This is a genomic window from Pseudomonas sp. SWRI111 (assembly GCF_014268555.1).
Lineage (GTDB): Bacteria > Pseudomonadota > Gammaproteobacteria > Pseudomonadales > Pseudomonadaceae > Aquipseudomonas > Aquipseudomonas hamedanensis.
Map to the genome: position 1 here is coordinate 188,718 of NZ_JABWQQ010000008.1, position 16,713 is coordinate 205,430.

The 16,713-nt window shown below is 62.0% G+C and carries 16 protein-coding genes; 8 read left to right on the top strand and 8 right to left on the bottom strand.

Annotation, left to right across the window (positions count from 1 at the left end):
• Positions 1-3: 3 nt before the first annotated feature.
• The gene (locus HU755_RS12345; RefSeq protein ID WP_186632924.1) at positions 4-657 is read right to left on the bottom strand and encodes a DUF2238 domain-containing protein; all 654 of its coding nucleotides are present in this window, start codon (positions 655-657) and stop codon (positions 4-6) included.
• Between the two features lie 160 nt (positions 658-817).
• Between HU755_RS12345 and HU755_RS12350 the strand changes: the two genes are divergently transcribed.
• Together HU755_RS12350 and HU755_RS12355 are read left to right on the top strand one after the other, a co-directional pair.
• Entirely contained in the window at positions 818-1,132 is a 315-nt protein-coding gene (locus tag HU755_RS12350; RefSeq protein WP_186551634.1) for a DUF2388 domain-containing protein, read from the top strand.
• Between the two features lie 80 nt (positions 1,133-1,212).
• On the top strand, positions 1,213-1,614 hold the full coding sequence (locus HU755_RS12355) for a hypothetical protein (RefSeq protein WP_186632927.1): 402 nt from the start codon (positions 1,213-1,215) through the stop codon (positions 1,612-1,614).
• On the opposite strand, the gene ligD is transcribed toward HU755_RS12355, so the two are convergent.
• Positions 1,615-4,236: a DNA ligase D gene (ligD, locus tag HU755_RS12360; protein WP_186632931.1), complete on the bottom strand. Its 2,622-nt coding sequence runs from the start codon at positions 4,234-4,236 to the stop codon at positions 1,615-1,617.
• 352 nt (positions 4,237-4,588) lie between these two features.
• On the bottom strand, positions 4,589-5,335 hold the full coding sequence (locus HU755_RS12365; protein WP_186632999.1) for a tellurite resistance TerB family protein: 747 nt from the start codon (positions 5,333-5,335) through the stop codon (positions 4,589-4,591).
• A 257-nt stretch (positions 5,336-5,592) separates the two neighbouring features.
• Here HU755_RS12365 and pcsA point away from each other — a divergent pair, with 257 nt between their 5' ends.
• Positions 5,593-6,315, top strand: coding sequence for a phosphatidylcholine synthase (gene pcsA / locus HU755_RS12370; RefSeq protein WP_186632934.1), 723 nt, complete (start codon positions 5,593-5,595; stop codon positions 6,313-6,315).
• A gap of 123 nt (positions 6,316-6,438) precedes the next feature.
• On the opposite strand, the gene HU755_RS12375 is transcribed toward pcsA, so the two are convergent.
• The 5 genes from HU755_RS12375 to HU755_RS12395 form a co-directional block, all read right to left on the bottom strand.
• Positions 6,439-7,251, bottom strand: coding sequence for a class I SAM-dependent methyltransferase (locus tag HU755_RS12375; RefSeq protein ID WP_186632937.1), 813 nt, complete (start codon positions 7,249-7,251; stop codon positions 6,439-6,441).
• 33 nt (positions 7,252-7,284) lie between these two features.
• Positions 7,285-7,557 carry a DUF4242 domain-containing protein gene (locus HU755_RS12380; RefSeq protein ID WP_186551639.1) on the bottom strand — a complete coding sequence of 91 codons (273 nt, stop codon included), beginning with the start codon at positions 7,555-7,557 and terminating at the stop codon, positions 7,285-7,287.
• Between the two features lie 167 nt (positions 7,558-7,724).
• Positions 7,725-8,936: a cytochrome c biogenesis protein DipZ gene (locus HU755_RS12385; protein WP_186632940.1), complete on the bottom strand. Its 1,212-nt coding sequence runs from the start codon at positions 8,934-8,936 to the stop codon at positions 7,725-7,727.
• 87 nt (positions 8,937-9,023) lie between these two features.
• Positions 9,024-9,404, bottom strand: a complete 381-nt coding sequence (locus HU755_RS12390) for a hypothetical protein (protein WP_186632943.1) — start codon at positions 9,402-9,404, stop codon at positions 9,024-9,026.
• A gap of 32 nt (positions 9,405-9,436) precedes the next feature.
• Positions 9,437-9,700, bottom strand: a complete 264-nt coding sequence (locus HU755_RS12395) for a DUF2790 domain-containing protein (RefSeq protein WP_016775158.1) — start codon at positions 9,698-9,700, stop codon at positions 9,437-9,439.
• Positions 9,701-9,998: 298 nt separating this feature from the next.
• Here HU755_RS12395 and HU755_RS12400 point away from each other — a divergent pair, with 298 nt between their 5' ends.
• The 5 genes from HU755_RS12400 to HU755_RS12420 all read left to right on the top strand — a co-directional run bounded on the left by HU755_RS12400 (position 9,999) and on the right by HU755_RS12420 (position 16,680).
• Entirely contained in the window at positions 9,999-10,739 is a 741-nt protein-coding gene (locus tag HU755_RS12400) for a response regulator (protein WP_102902756.1), read from the top strand.
• The gene (locus HU755_RS12405; RefSeq protein WP_186632946.1) at positions 10,736-12,046 is read left to right on the top strand and encodes a HAMP domain-containing sensor histidine kinase; all 1,311 of its coding nucleotides are present in this window, start codon (positions 10,736-10,738) and stop codon (positions 12,044-12,046) included. Before HU755_RS12400 ends, HU755_RS12405 begins: the two co-directional genes overlap by 4 nt.
• A 230-nt stretch (positions 12,047-12,276) precedes the next feature.
• Entirely contained in the window at positions 12,277-14,460 is a 2,184-nt protein-coding gene (locus HU755_RS12410) for a hypothetical protein (RefSeq protein WP_186632950.1), read from the top strand.
• On the top strand, positions 14,447-15,499 hold the full coding sequence (locus HU755_RS12415; protein WP_186632953.1) for an FAD-dependent oxidoreductase: 1,053 nt from the start codon (positions 14,447-14,449) through the stop codon (positions 15,497-15,499). Before HU755_RS12410 ends, HU755_RS12415 begins: the two co-directional genes overlap by 14 nt.
• Positions 15,500-15,633: 134 nt before the next feature.
• A complete protein-coding gene (locus HU755_RS12420) occupies positions 15,634-16,680 on the top strand; it encodes a class I SAM-dependent methyltransferase (RefSeq protein ID WP_186632956.1) in 1,047 nt (348 codons plus the stop codon).
• Positions 16,681-16,713 lie beyond the last annotated feature (33 nt).

Below are 16,713 nucleotides of genomic sequence, written 5' to 3' on the forward strand. Positions count from 1 at the left end.
CCTTCAGCGCGGCGCTCGGCGCCAACCTGCCAATACCAGCAAAGACAGCCCGGCGCCGAACAGCGCCAGGGCCATGTCTTTCTGCGAATCCCACGGATCGTTCTGCGCGCCGACGAACGCCTGGCCGGTGTCATCCCCCAGATAGGCGCCGCCCACCCACTCGATCAATTCGTACAACGCCGAGGTTGCGAGGACCACGTTCAAGGTCAGCAGCGTCAGCCAGGCGCCGCGCAATGGCGTCAGGCGCAGCAGCACTTCGCGCATCGGCCAGACCAACAGCAATCCGTAACTCAGGTGTACCAGCCGATCATAGTGATTGCGTTCCAGGCCAAGGGTCTTGTTGACACTGACGCCGGTCAGCAGCGTGCTCCACTGATCGTAAGGCACTCGCGAATAGGTGTAATGGGCGCCTACTTCATGGATGCACAGGAAGGCGAAGAGCATCCCCAGCGACAGTGTCGAGAGGCGAAAACGCCGATGCGCCAGCAGCAGGGTCAACACCAGCGCCACCGCGAGGACATTCTCCAGCAACCAGTCGGCGCGGCTGCGCGGGGCAATGCCGAGCACGATGGTCAACAGGACAAATGCGCCGAACAATGCGGCTTCGATTCGCGGATCTGCGGGGCGTACAACATTGTGGCTGACTCTGACGAGCATGATTCGTTTCTCGGCAATGCAGGCATGCGGTAGACCCTTCGCCGCTTCGCCCGGTTCCTCACCGTTGCGTTTTCGTCGCGTACGGAACTCCCGCGCGCGGTTCACCTCTGACGTTATGCAGTCCCTTCCTTTTTGCTTCGCGCTTGTGGAGGAACACGTCATGCGCAAGTTAGTCCTGGTTTCTTCTTTACTTCTCTGCCTGCCGGTCGGTTCGGCGCTGGCCCGCGTCGATGCGGGTGATGTTGCCACCTCGGCGGGTGTCTCCGCGTCGCTGTACTCGACCTTCAAGGACGACAAAATGGTGATTCCGGCCCGTGACGACGTGTCTGCCTTTGTCGCCAGCGGCGGGGCCATCCGTGGGGTTTATCTTGAGTCGGTACTGCAACAGGTGCGCCAGGCCAACCCTGGCCTCAATGCCAGTGACGAAGACCTGGCCAACGCCATTCTGGTGCAATACGAAGGCTTGCATCAGTAGCCACGAGGGAAGCAGCGGCCGATGGACGGCCGCTGAGTGCACATAGGCAAAACTGTCCGACGGCCTCTATGATGGAGGCCATGACGACGACCGTGCCCCTGCGCTCTCCCTGCCCACCCGGCGCCTGCATCTGCGGGCGCGATCCGTTGCTGGAAACGCCCGGTGCAGATCTGCGCATTCTGCGCCTGACTCGCGCCGAGGAAAAAATCCTCTTGGCGCGCCTGGAACAACTCAAAGACCTCGACGATCTCAAACGCCTGCAGCAGCGCATGTTTGAGCAACTGGGCATCCGCGTCGACGTTGCTCCCGGCTTCAACGAAGTGCGCACCATGCGCGGTATCGCCATTCTAATCGACGACTTGCCCGGCCTGTGCCGCAAGACTCGCGCGGCGATCCCGGCGGCGATTCGCAAGGGCCTGGAAAACCACCCGCAAATCGCCTTCGAACTGCTCAACGCCCACGACTTGCTGCGCGACACCTGATCATTTTTTCAGGCCGACGCGTTTACGCATTTCGGCGGTGATGGTCTGTCGGGTTTTCTTCAGGTCCGCCCAAGGCTCCTCGCCGACCTCGGCCAGGCGCTCATGGACGTTGTGGATGTTCCAGTGATTGCCGCCCTTGATTTCGGCGACTTCCTCGCGAAACACCGGCACGGACACCGGCATGCCTTCGCGCGCGCGCGCCGCGTAGGCACAAATAGTGGTGGCGCCCAGACCGTTGCGCAGGTAATCGATGAAGATCCGCCCTACGCGGTTTTTCGGCCCGGACACCGCAGAAAAACGGTCCGGCAACAGCTTGGCCATGTGGCTGACAATGGCGTGGCTGAAGTCCTTCACTTCGTCCCAGCCGTGCTTGCGGGTCAGCGGCACCACCAGGTGGATGCCCTTGCCGCCGCTGGTTTTCAGAAAGGCCTTGAGGCCCAATTCGTCCAGCACGGTGAGAGTCAGCGCGGTGGCTTCGACCATGCTTTTCCAAGGCAACGCCGGGTCCGGATCGAGGTCGAGGACAAAGCGATCAGGCTTGTCGAGGTCGACGGTCGTGCCGTTCCAGGTGTGCAATTCGACCGTACTCATCTGCACCGCACCAATCAGCGCCTCGGCATTGTTGATCAGCATCACGGGCTGGCCGGTGAGGTCCTTGTCCAGCGAAGTGATGCCGGGGATCGCCAGGCGTTCGGCGTTTTTCTGGAAGAACAGTTCGCCAGCGATGCCATCCGGCGCACGCACCAGCGCCACGGGGCGATCCTTGAGTTGCGGCAGGATATATTCGGCGACGCTGGCGTAATACTGCGCCAGTTGCATTTTGGTGGTGCCGCTGACCGCGTCGATTACCCGATCCGGGTGGGTGATGCGCACCTTGCCGCCAGCCAGCCCCGACTGCGACGGCGCGGTTTCGGCTTTGCTGGCAGCGGCTTTCTTCACCGGTTTCTTCGCGGCGGTTTTGGTTGTTTCGCTCTTTGCGGATTTTTCAGACTTGGCAGCTTTCACAGGCTTCGGTCGCTCCTCTGTAATGTCCTTGGCCGGTTTGTCGTCGCGCAATCCATGGAACACGGCGTGGCGCACCGAGCCGTCCTTGGTCATTTCCGCAAACGCCACTTCGGCCAGTAACCTGGGTTTCAGCCAGTGCACGCCTTTGGCCTCGAAACCGCTGGGCGGGTTGACCACCGCGGCGCTTTTGGCGTGCAACGGTTTGAGCTGGGCGAGGATGCTTTTCAACGTGGTTTCGTTGAAGCCGGTGCCGACCTTGCCGGCGTAGCGCAACTCGCCGCTGTCACGGTCATGCAAGCCAAGCAGCAAAGCCCCGAACGCACTGCGCGCACCTTTCGGATCGGTGTAGCCGACGATGACGAACTCCTGGCGATGTTTGCACTTGAGCTTGATCCAGTCACCGCTGCGCCGCGACAGGTAGGGCGAGCCGAGGCGTTTGCCGATCAGACCTTCCATCTGCATCTGGCAAGCGCTATTGAGCAGCGCATCAGGAGTTTCTTCGAAGGCTTCGGAAAAGCGCAGCAGCGAGGATTCTGGCTGCGCGCCGAGGATCGTGCTCAGCGCGGCGCGACGCTCTTCGACCGGCACGTCGCGCAGGTCAACGCCGTTGAGATACGGCACGTCGAACAGGTAATAAACGATGTTGCCACTGCGTCCGGCATCGAAGGCGTTTTGCAGGGCCTGAAAATCCGGCACGCCCTGCTCGTTGGCGACGACCATTTCGCCGTCGAGCCAGGCCGACTCCAGACCCAACGCGGCCAGGGCCTTGGCCTGTTGCGGCAGTTTGTGCGTCCAGTCATGGCCGTTGCGGGTGAACAGCTGAACCTCATCGTGGTCGATCCGCGCCATGATCCGGTAGCCGTCAAATTTGATCTCGTAGCTCCACTGCCCTTCGGGCGCGCTGTCGACCAGGGTCGCCAGTTCCGGCTTGATCAGCGCCGGCAGCTTGGCCTTGCGTGCACCGGTGAGCTGGCCGGACGCTTGCTTGCGCGGTTTGGCCGGGGCCTTCTTCACCGGTTTGGCCTTATCGGCGGCGGGCGCAGATTTACCGACAATCGTGCGCTCGCTGAGCACGCTGTCGGGCTCGGCCACCAATACGTCGAAGTCATCCTGCGGGCGCGCGGCGTTGTCCTGATGCTTGATCAGGAACCACTGCTCTTTCTTGCCCGGCATGTGCGTGCGCACCAGATTCCACACCCCGGCCAGTTTCTCGCCCTGCAATTCGAACTTGAGCCGGCCCTTGGCGTAGGCCTTGTGCGGATCCTCGAGAGGAATCCATACACCGCGATCCCAGACAATCACGTCACCGGCGCCATAGTGCCCCTCGGGAATGCTGCCCTCGAACGTGGCGTAATCCAGTGGATGATCCTCGACGTGAATCGCCAGGCGCTTGACCTTGGGGTCCAGTGAAGGCCCTTTCGGCACAGCCCAGCTCTTGAGGGCGCCATCAAGCTCCAGACGAAAGTCGTAATGCAGGTGCGAAGCGTCGTGCTTCTGGATGCAGAACTGCAAGGCATGGTCTTTGGCGGCCCTGCGACCGGGGCGCTTGACCGCCGCCGGTTCCGAAGTCGCCGAAAAATCGCGCATACGGTTGTAATCGTCGAGGTTGCTGTTCATGGGCGCACCGATTGCAGACGGGTTCTGTTATGCAGAAGAGCGACACGGCAGCGGAAAAATTCAATCGACGTAAAAAAGCCCCGGACGGATGGAGCGGCCGGGGCTGGTAGCGACACATCCAGCAATTGCATCGGCTGGCAAAAAATCCCCTGTGTCCGGGCTTGCTCGCGCAGGCGTCAGGTCAGCCAGCATCGATGGTGAATGCACCGCCCCCTTCGTGAGCAAGCTCACTCCCACACGGGTCCTGAGCCAGCCACAAATTATCTGAACACTACCAGTCAGCGATCCTGCTCGCGCCGTATCGTTGCGCTTGGGGGATTCCCTTCGTGGGCTGCGATCTTTTGATGTTGCTTCAGGCTCGCCGTTTGGCCTGCTGTTCCAGATGCACCTGCAGGTCAGGATCGATTTTTAACGCTGACGCCAGCTCATCCAGATATCTGCGTTCGGCGCCCTGTTGATCGTCGACCAGCATCACGCTCGCCAGATACATTTCGGCGGCTACGGCTGGGTCGTTTTGCGCAGACTGCGCTACTTCAGCAGGATCCAGCGGTTTGGCGACTTCAGCGTCGAGCCATTGCTGCAATTGCGGGTCGGCAGTGTGCTTGCCGATTTCACTGCTGATCAGGTGCTTTTCCGATGCGTCGATGCGCCCGTCAGCCTTGGCGGCGGCGATCAGGGCGCGCAGTACCGCGTGGCTGTGGGTTTCGATTTGTGGGCCGGCGAGCAAGTCGGCGGTCTGTGGCATCTGTTGCGGCGCCGTGTTGGCCTGGCTGCGTTGCCAGGCTTGATACGCTTGGTAGGCCATCATTCCCAGCGATGCCAATGCTGCGTAATTCGTGCCACCGGCGCGATTTCGACTGCCGCCGCCCAGTGCACCGCCGAGCCCGCCACCGCCGAGCAAGCCACCGAGTAAACCGCCCAGGCCACCAAGCCCGCCAGAAGAAGTCGCACCACCCGCCCCGGCCTGACTGCCGCCGCCCAACAGGCCGCCGAGCAATCCGCCCAGTCCGCCCAAACCGTCACTGGCCGAAGCCCCGCGTTGTTGTCCCGCCGAGGCCTGGCCTCGCAGTAATTGTTCGAGCAAATCGCTGGTATTCATGACGTCTTCCTCAAGGGCCTCGCCCCATTGCGTCAGGCAACGATAGACCGCCATGGCCGCAGCGCCAGCACCGTTGGGCTGACGCCGGTTCGCCGATGGCTTGTCAGGCAAGACATTTTTCGTCAGCGAGCTAAGATTGAAGGGTGGTGAACCTTATCCCAGCCAGACCGGTCGATAGCTGCAACCCGACCCGGTTTGCCGACGCCCTTTTTCCCAGGGCGATACCCGGCTTGCTTCACTTTTTGGAGAACGCCCCCGTGATATCGACCGTACACATTGCCAGGCTCAAAGCATGGGGCGCCCATGGCTTTACCGCGACCGGCGTGGTGACCGCCTTCCTCGCCACCCTGGCCCTGCTGGAAAACCAGCCGATCCATTGCCTGATGTGGCTGGGCGTAGCGCTGATCGTCGACGGCCTCGATGGCGCGCTGGCGCGCAAGGTCAACGTACAATCGGTACTGCCGAGTTTCGACGGCTCGATCCTCGATCTGGTGATCGATTACCTGACCTACGTATTCATCCCGGCGCTGTTTATCTATCGCTACATTCCCCTGCCTGAATACACCTTGCTGCTGACGGTGTCGCTGATTCTGGTGTCGTCGCTGTTCTGCTTCTGCAACGTCAACATGAAGAGCAAGGACAACTACTTTGTCGGCTTCCCGGCAGCCTGGAACGTGGTTGCCTTGTGTCTGTACATCATTGGCCCGGGGCCATGGATTACCTTTCTCACGGTGATCGGTCTGGCATTGCTGACCGTGACGCGGATGAAGTTTCTGCACCCGTTCCGCGTGCGCCGGTTCATGCCGATCAACATTGCGGTGACGGCGATCTGGCTGTTGTGCAGCTTGTCGCTGGTGCTCAATCACCCGCTGATCAACCCGTTGGTGATGGGCTTGTGGTTGTTGATGTCGGCTTACTTCCTGGGGATCTGCATCTGGCGCACTGCGCTGGAGTGGTTTGATCGGCCGCAGATGAAATAATCACATCTCCCCTGTAGGAGTGAGCCTGCTCGCGATAGCGGTGTGTCAGCCAACCATTATTTGACTCATACACCGCTATCGCGAGCAGGCTCACTCCTACAGGGGATCTCCGTTAATCCAAAGTCAGCGCTTGGTAATCACCACCTCCAGATACTCGCTCGGCACCACCAGCGAATCCTCCCCCGCCCGGTTCGAGCGATTGAGCAACGCCGTCAAATCATCCTCCAGCGCCTGCCCGCCCTCCCCCGGCAACACCGCGAACGCTTTGTGCACAGGCCCGTACCAGTGGCGAAAGACGTCAATGAAATGCGCCGCCGAGCGGTAGCGAAAATTGAAGTGGCTGCGGGTCACGCGGACGACAAAGTCGCGATCGTCGAAGTGCTTGTGCAGCCACGCATCCGAGCCCCAATTGGACGGTGGCTGAGCAACGGCTGGCGGTGGCAGATGCTGGCCGAGCGTTTTGAACATCTGGCCGACGAAACCTTCCGGCGTCCAGTTGGCCAGACCGATGCGTCCGCCGCGTCGGCATACCCGCCCCAGTTCAGCAGCGGCCGCGACCTGATCGGGTGCGAACATCACGCCGAACGTCGACAGTACAGCGTCGTAACTCTCATCGGGAAAAGGCAGCGCTTCGGCATCGGCCACCTGAAATATCACCTCGAGATGCTCGGCCCGGGCACGATCCTGGCCGCGCTCCAGCAGTGCCGCGACGTAATCGGTCGAGGTCACCACACAACCGCGCCGCGCCGCCGCCAGCGTCGCATTGCCATTGCCGGCCGCGACATCCAGCACCTGCTCATCACAGCGCAGGTCGCAGGCCTCGGCGAGGTTTTCGCCGACGATTTGCAAGGTGGTGCCGATCACGGCGTAGTCGCCACTGGCCCAGGCGACTTTCTGACGTTCCTTTAAGGTAGTGAGATCAATCGGGGTACTCATGGCTTCGAGCTCCGCTACAGATTGGGTATGCCGTTACTCGGCCGTGGTCGGGTCGATGACCCGCATCACCCGTGCCACGCTGTTGGCGGGAAACCCACCAAGCCGGGCATGCTCGCGCACCTGGTCTTCATCGGGTGCAATGTAGACGCAATAGATTTTGTCGGCGGTAACGTAGCTGTGCAGCCACTGCACCTGCGGCCCGAGTTCACGCAATACCTGGCAGGAGGTCTGTGACACTGTTTTGAGTTGTTGTTCCGACAGCGTCCCTGCACCCGGAATCTCGCGTTCAATCACGAATCTGGGCATGGCAACCTCGCGTTCTTGCTGTGTCGCAGGGTCGGCAGTGGCCCTGCTCCCTCACTATCGCGCCGAGGCGCTGCGGCGTCCTTGCCGATCGTCCGGCAGAGCAGTAAAACAGCGGCTTTGCCGATGAGTGGTGGCAATCTGTTAAGCCGCTGCAACAGGTTGTGGGTTTACGCCTCGGGCGCCTTCGCTTCTTTCAGCAACTGCTGGATCATTTGCTCCTGCGCCTCGTAGCGACCTTCGCCAAAGTGGCTGTAACGCACCTGGCCCCTGGCGTCGATCAAGTAGTGCGCCGGCCAGTATTGATTGTTGAAGTTGCGCCAGATCACATAGTTGTTGTCGATGGCTACCGGGTAAGTGATACCGAGCTTTTTCACCTGATCCTTGACGTTGTTGATAATGCGCTCGTAGCCATATTCGGGAGTGTGGACACCGATTACCACCAGGCCGTCCTTCTCGTATTTCCTGGCCCACTCTTTGACGTACGGCAGAGTGTTCTGGCAGTTGATGCAGTCGTAGGTCCAGAAATCCACCAGTACCACTTTGCCGCGCAAAGACTCGGGGCTCAGCTCGGGTGAATTGAGCCACTGCACGGCGCCGGACAGCGACGGCATGGCGCCTTTGGCTTCATCCATCATCGAATCGGCGCGGACCTTGCTGACAAAGTAATCGACCACTTTCGGTACGTTTTCCAGAACGTTTTTCTCGACGCTGGCGACGCCCTCGGAGGACGTGCCGGCGAGCAGGGTTTTGTCTGCGCCCGTCGAGATCACTGCAACGGTCGCAAGTACTGCCACCCCGGCACCGCGACGCAACCAGCCGCTGAACGGGATCGACGGTTTCAGCCGATTGACCAGACCGCGCCCGGCGAAAATCAATGTCCCCAGCGACAAGGCACTGCCGGCGCCGTAAGCCAGCAGCAACAGGCTGGTCTGCGCATTGGCACCTTGCAGCATCGCACCGGTGAGAATCACCCCGAGGATCGGCCCCGCACACGGCGCCCACAGCAGACCGGTAGCAACGCCAAGCATGATCGAGCCCATCGGGCCGGCACGTTTACGGGTGTCCTGATCGAGGCGGTTGCCCAGCGCAACAAAGGGCCGGGTCAGCCAGTCGCCGACGCGTGCCGAGATCAGCGACAGGGCAAACAGCGCCATCGCGACCAAGGCAACGTGGCGGCCGGTGTTACTGGCCTGAATCACCCACTCGCTGCTGACCACGGCGAGGCTTGAGATCAGCGCGAAGGTCAGCGCCATGCCGCCGAGGGTCAGCAAGATCGAGGAACGCGTACGGTTGGCGCCAGCGAACAGAAACGGCACCACCGGCAGGATGCAGGGACTGAGGACGGTCAGCAGACCGCCGAGAAATGCAATGAGGTACATAGGGGGTCACCTTGAATGGGGGCTGGGCACGCAACCGGCCAGCGAGGGAAACACCCCCTCGCTAGCGCGCTTTATTGACGCCGTGACTCATGCGTTCTGGCCGTCGAGCAACTGCCCTTGAGGCGTGCGACTGGTACCGTTTTCTGCGACCAGTTGGCCTTGAGGTGTACGGCTGGAGCCATCCGCGGCGAGGGTCTGGCCTTGTGGCGTGCGGCTGGAGCCATCAGCGGCGACCAACTGGCCCTGCGGTGTGCGGCTGGACCCATCGGCGGCGACCATCTGGCCCTGCGGCGTGCGGCTGGAACCATCGGCCGCGATCAGTGCATCGCTGCCCTCCTTCGCCACCGTCGTCAGCTGGAAGCAGGTGCTGCTGGCGCAACTGCTCTGTTCGACGGCGCTGTTGGCATGGGCCGCAACACCGGCGAAGGAAAAGGCAACAGCGGTTAAAAAGCGCGAGACGTTGTTCATGACAAAACTCCTTGCAGAAAGTTGGGGATGACTCAGTTCTGGTTGTTGCAGCCGTCAGCGAATTTGCTGTAATCCAGCTCGCGGGTCTTGCCGGCGGAATCGAGGTAGGTCATGCGCGCCTCGGTGATGCCGCAGGTCACCGAGGTGTCCTCAGTCATCGACAGCACTTTCTGGATATCCAGATGCGTGCCGTAGGTGTAGGTTTGCCGGCTGACGTCAGCTTCGGCGTGGGCCGACAGAGTGCAGATGTTCAGCGCGGCGAACAGGCAGGCGGCGAATACGGATTTGTTGTTCATGGTGGTGTCCTCAAGGCTTCAGTGGGTTTGAGCCGAGGCGATCTGTGTGTGCCTCGATGGAGCCTATTTGAGGCTCTTGAGGTATCGCGTCTGTGTCAGGAAAGGACGAGAATCACTCGCTGTGTATCCACGTCCGGCATAGATACACAGCGATACAAAACCCCGAAAAAATCGCGTTTTTGCGTCATCGTGTATCCGCCGTTGCGGCAGATACACTGCAATACAAAGGCAGGCAGGCGTGCGGCTAACGGCGCTATAGACTGCACGGCATTCCCCCTTCCCACAGAGGCTGCAACCGATGGAACATGTCGATCACATTCTCATCGTCGACGACGATCGCGAGATCCGTGAACTGGTGGGTAACTACCTGAAGAAAAACGGCCTGCGTACCACAGTGGTCGCCGATGGTCGGCAGATGCGCAGTTTTCTCGAAGCCAACACCGTCGACCTGATCGTGCTCGACATCATGATGCCCGGCGACGATGGCCTGCAGCTGTGTCGGGAACTGCGCGTCGGCAAACACAAGGCCACGCCGGTGTTGATGCTCACCGCGCGCAACGATGAAACCGACCGCATCATCGGCCTGGAAATGGGTGCCGACGATTACCTGACCAAACCGTTCGCCGCCCGTGAATTGCTGGCGCGCATCAACGCCGTGCTGCGCCGCACACGGATGTTGCCGCCAAATCTGGTGGTCACTGAAGCCGGGCGCTTGCTCGCCTTTGGCCGCTGGCAACTGGACACCTCGGCCCGCCATTTGCTGGACAAGGACGGCACCATGGTCGCCCTCAGCGGCGCCGAATATCGCTTGCTGCGGGTGTTTCTCGATCACCCGCAACGGGTCCTCAGCCGCGATCAACTGCTGAACCTGACCCAGGGCCGCGACGCCGATCTGTTTGACCGCTCCATCGACTTGCTGGTCAGCCGCCTGCGCCAGCGTCTGCTCGACGATGCCCGCGAGCCGGCCTACATCAAGACCGTGCGCAGTGAAGGCTATGTGTTTTCCCTGCCAGTCGAACTGCTCGGGGCGCCGGCATGAATTTCAAGCTGCAATGGCCGCGCACCCTCGCCTCGCGTCTGTCGCTGATTTTCCTGATCGGGCTGATTCTGGCCCAGGGTCTGTCGTTCGGCGCGCAGTATTACGAGCGTTACCAGAGCGCCAAAAGCACCATGCTCGGCAACCTCGAAACCGATGTTGCGACCTCGATGGCGATCCTCGATCGCTTGCCCGCCGCCGAGCGCGAGGCTTGGCTGCCGCGCCTGGCGCGGCGTAATTACGCCTACCTGCTCAATGAAGGCGAGCCGGGCATGCCGGTCACCTCAGGGGATGAATCGGTGGCGATCGCCTCGATCACCGCCGCCATTGGCGCCACCTACCCGGTGGTCTTTACCGAAATTCCCGGCGGGCCTAGGCGGCATTTCCAGGGCCACCTGCGCCTGAGTGACGGCAGCCCGGTGACCATTGATATACGTCCGGCGATGGTGCCACTTTCACCGTGGTTGCCGGTGGTGCTGCTGGGCCAATTGGCGCTGCTGATCCTGTGCACCTGGCTTGCCGTGCGCATCGCCATCCGCCCCCTCACTCGCCTCGCCAACGCGGTGGAAACCCTCGACCCCAACGCGCACCCGATCAAGCTCGACGAGCATGGCCCGACCGAAGTGGTCCACGCGGCGCGGGCGTTCAACGCCATGCAGACGCGCATCGCAGCCTACCTGAAGGAACGCATGCAGTTGCTCGCAGCGATTTCCCACGACCTGCAAACGCCGATCACGCGGATGAAACTGCGCGCCGAATTCATGGACGACTCGGTGGAAAAAGACAAGCTGAGCAGCGACCTCGGCGAGATCGAGCATCTGGTGCGTGAAGGCGTGGCCTACGCCCGAAGTATCCACGGCGCTACCGAGGAAAGTCGGCGCACCGATCTCGACTCGTTTTTAGACAGTCTGGTGTTCGATTACCAGGACATGGGCAAGGACGTGCAGCTCGGCGGCAAAAGCAAAGCCGTGATCGACACCCGTCCGCAGGCACTGCGCCGGGTGCTGGTGAACCTGACCGATAACGCGCTGAAATTCGCCGGCGCCGCGCAATTGCAGGTCGAAGCGGATGGCAACAGTCTGTCGGTGAAAGTCCTGGATCGTGGCCCGGGCATCGCCGAGGATGAGTTGGCGCAGGTGATGGAGCCGTTCTACCGCGTGGAGAACTCGCGCAACCGCGACACCGGTGGCACGGGCCTGGGCCTGGCGATTGCCCAACAACTGGCCATGGCGCTGGGCGGGTCTCTGAGTTTGAGCAACCGCGACGGCGGCGGACTGTGTGCCGAACTCAAATTACCGCTGCATGGCTAAGCTTTCGAACCCTCGTGTTTAAAGCTGTTTTGCAGGCCACCCCAGCACCGACAACACCTTGGGCATGTGCCTACAGCCTCGCCGGAATCGACCGACTGTTGCGCTTGAGCAAAGGGCTTTACTGTTGATGGCGTGACCCTCACGCCCCGCTACTGTCAGATCTGACAGTAGCGGCCCACAGCGCTCTGCTGTCTCATGACGATTCGCCCGAATCGTACCGAGGTGCCGCCATGGCTCTGCTCGAATCCGTCACTCAGATCTGCCGGCGACTGGCACCCGGCGGCTGGCATTCGCTGATGCTGGCCCATGGGCTGGACCTGCTCGCCGAACCGCTGGCGGCTGAGCTGGGCCGAACGCTGGCCATCAACCGAGCGCTGCCAGGATTTGAAGACTTCGCCGCGGACGGTGAGCGCGCAGTAACAGCGGCGGCGCCTTCGCGCAGCTTGCTGTATCACGCGCTGGCGTCGCCGCGAGTGACAGTCGATGACAAAGGTCAGGCCTTGCAGCTGTTCCCCACGGCCGGCGAAATCGAGACCGTTCTGAACTATGTCTACAGCCTTGATCCGCCCACGCTGGAGCAACTGCGCCTGACCGCCCGGGGCGCGCCGTTGGCGGTGGTCGCGTTTGCCAGCGAGTATCGCTGCGCCGCCGACACCGTGCATGGCCGACACGCCGACCTGTGCTTTTCGCGCACCGGCATCGCCCGTGTCGGCACCGCGCCCGCCCGCTATGACGCCAGGCTGCGTAGCTTTCTGCCGTTTGTCGACAACGACGCCCACGGCATCCGCGTGATGCCGGTACGCTACAGCGCCTGGATTGCCATGCAGTTGCCCGGCGATGCCCAGCGTTTTGGACCGATGGACTTTCAGGGCGAGGTCGATCCTGGCCTGGAGTTCTGGGTGCCGCTGCACAAACTGTTCGATGGCCCGCAGTGCCTGGCCGCCATGGCACTGGCGGTGACGCTGGAGAATCATCAGGTCAACGAAAAGCTGCGCCACGTCCATTTGCGTCACAGCGGCACGGGCTGGCAAGAACCGGAAATCAGCCAGCCGCCTTTCGTCGTGAGTGCGGGGCTGGCCCACTGGGCAGACGCCGAAGACTTCGGCCCGGGTCTGCTGCTGCCGCAACCGCGAACGCGCCTGGTCGAACCCGTCGAGTTTCAGGGCCAGCCGCTGTCATTCCTGATGCCGGCCAACACCGGCGGGATGGTCCACGGTCGCCACAAGGTCACAGAGGACGGCCGTATCGAGGACCTTAACCAGCGCGAGGACGTCGAAGCGCTCGTGCGCCAGGGTGGCTATCGGGCCTTGCATTATCAGGACGCCACAGCCGATGGCTGGGTGCGGCCGCATTGTCCGGCGCTGGCGGACAGCTTGCCAGCAATCGCCGCCTATTCGGTGATCGGCCCTCCCGACTTTTACCCACTGTGCACGCAGCGCAAATTGCTGCAATGGGTCAACGACGAACCGATACTCACAAGCCCCGATATCTGGCATGCCCGACTGCAAGCGCTATCTAATGTGCGCTACTGCGCCAACCTCGACTTGAAAGACCAGTTATTTTCGCCCGCCGATCGCGGCGTGACGGCAATCGTCGCGCTGGCCGAGCATGGCGACCCGGCTCAAGGTCAGAGGTCACATCCCGAGGTCTTGCGCCCGTCTTCGCTGCCCGACAGCGCTGCCGGCGTTTTTGGCCCGGGGTGGGAAGTCGGCTGGGTTCGGCGGCCAGCAGCCGATGCGCAATGGCTCAACATTCTGGCCGGCTATCAGATGGCCAGCCCATTCCCCGAAGATGCGAAAATCTGCGCGGCATTGGGTTCCTTCTGGCCGGGGGTGGCACCGGATTCGGCGCGAGTCTTCGAACCCCGCTCAAGCCTGCACAGCATTATTCCGCTGACGGGTCAGGAAATCGGTGGGGACGGCGCGGTTGCCTGGGACGACCAGCGCGGGCCACAACTGATTGTCCAGGAGGATCGGCTGATTGTTCAGTATCGCGCCTATGCCCACGCCGACTACACCCAGGTGGCCCTCGACGGCCACTTCTCCCTGAGCATGACCGGCAAAACGTCGCAGCGGGCCTATGAGCAGCGTGTCTTGTCGATGTATCGGGTGTACCGCGCGCTCGGCGCTGATAACGACAAAGCCCTGCGCAACGCCTGGCCCCTGTTGTCGCTGCGCGATGTGCAGCGTCCCGACGGTGAACTGGACACGGCGCAACAGGAGGCCGGACTGATCCTCGAAGGTTGGGTGTTGCGTTTTTTCATGTACAAGCGCGGCGCCGTGCAGATTGCCGAAGAGGACTTCAAGTTGCGCAACGTCGAGGTCGAGGAACAGGTGATTCTGCTGGTCAGCGCCGATGCCATTTTGATGAAACCTGACGCTCTGCCCTGGCAGGTCGTCAGTGACGCGGTTTGATGTCGTTGTTGTCGGCGCCGGTCCCGCAGGCTGCGCCTGTGCGATCAGTTGCGCCCAGCGAGGCCTTCGGGTTGCTTTGGTCGAGCGCCGGCCGTTCCCACGATTTCGCCCCGGCGAAAGTCTGCATCCGGGCATCGAGCCGTTGTTGCAACAACTCGGCGTCGCCGGACAATTATGCTCCCCGGCAGCCATGCGTTTTGACGGGCACTGGATACACTGGGATGGCCCGCCGCGTTTCAGCCCCTTTGGCGCGGATGAGAATGGCCCGTGGCGGGGTTTCCAGATTGCCCGGGCCGACCTCGATGGCGCCTTGCTGCAACAAGCACGGCGGCTCGGCGTGCAGGTGCGCCAGCCGTGCCGCGCGAGCAAAGTGCTCACTCTCGATGCCCGCGTGACAGGCCTGGAAACTGACAGCGGTTGCCTGCACGCTGCCTGGCTGATCGATGCCAGCGGCGCCACTGGCTGGCTGGGCCGGCAATTGGCGCTGCCGGATCAAGCGGGTTCACCGCCGCTCCAGGTGCGCTATGGTTATCTCCACGGCTGTCTCGGTCCTTACGCAAACACCCCGCACCTGCTGGCCGGGCCTTACGGCTGGACCTGGATCGCTCAGGTCCAGACACAATTGCTGCACTGGACAAACCTGGCATTCGCAACTGATCGGGCGCAAAACGCTGACCGGCAAATGCTGCCCGAAGCGCTGCGCGTATTGCCGCAAGCCGGTCCGATCCGCGGCGCCGACGTCAGCTGGCGTATCAGCAAGGCCGCCGCCGGCAACGGCTATTTTCTGGTCGGCGACTGTGCAAGCCGGCTCGATCCGGCGGCGTCGCATGGTGTGCTCAAGGCGCTGATGAGCGGCATGCAGGCGGCACAAGCGGTTCACGACTGCCTTCGGCGGCCAATATTAGAAGCGGCGGTACAGGCGCAATACCGGCAATGGCTGCATGCCTGGTTTGAACACGACGCGACCCAACTGCGCCACTTCTACCGCCAGCATCCCTACCCGCCACAATGGCTCGGCTGCCCCGCAAAACCGAGCTAGACTCATTCATTACCCAGTCGAGGGGGACGCAGGACTTCAGCGGTGCCCTGCCCTAATCCGTGACCACCGCCCGGTGGCGCCTGCCTCGACATTCAACGCCGCCGGACGGTGATCCTGTTTCAGGAGCACACGTGATGAATGAGGCGAAACTCAACGAATTCATGGGCAAATTGCTCAACGATATGGGCGGCGCGGCCATGCTGGCCAATGTCATCGTCGGCGAAGAGCTCGGCTTGTACCGGGCCATGGCCGACAGCCAACCGATCAGCCCCGAAGCCCTCGCCGCGAAAACCACCTGCAACCCGCGTCTGGTGCGCGAATGGCTCAGCGCACACGCGGCGTCCGGCTACATGGAACACCGTGACGGCCAGTTCCGTCTGCCGGAAGAACAAGCGCTGGCGCTGGCGGTGGAAGACTCGCCGGTGTATGTCGCCGGCGGGCTCGGGGTGGTGGCGTCGTTTTTCCATGACAAGGACAAACTGGTCAAAGCCATGCGCGGCAACGGCGCCCTGCCATGGGGCGATCACCATCCATGCATGTTCTCCGGCACCGAGCGGTTCTTCCGCCCCGGCTACAAGGGCCACCTGATCGCCGAATGGCTGCCGGCGCTGGACGGCGTAGTGGCCAAACTCGAACGCGGTGGCAAAGTCGCCGACATCGGCTGCGGTCACGGCGCCTCGACGGTAATCATGGCTCAGGCCTTTCCCCGGTCGCAGTTTGTCGGTTTCGACTTTCATGCGCCGTCGATTACGGTCGCCACCCAACGGGCCGAAGAAGGTGGTGTCGGCAACCGGGCCGGCTTCTTCGAGGCCACGGCAAAAAACTACCCCGGCGACGACTACGATCTGATCTGTTTTTTCGATTGCCTGCACGATATGGGCGACCCAGTCGGAGCCGCACGCCACGCTTACGACTCGCTGAAAGACGATGGCACCGTGTTGCTGGTCGAACCGTTCGCCAACGACAAGCTGGACGATAATTTCAACGCGGTCGGACGCCTGTTTTACGCGGCTTCGACATTCATTTGCACCCCCAACTCGCTGTCTCAGGAGGTCGGCCTCGGCCTCGGTGCCCAAGCCGGTGAAATGCGCCTGCGCAAAGTCTTTACCGAGGCCGGATTCAAGCAGTTCCGTCGGGCCACGCAGACGCCGTTCAACCTGATTCTGGAGGCGCGCAAGTAGACGATGCGGATCGCGTGCTAACCTGCTGGCACT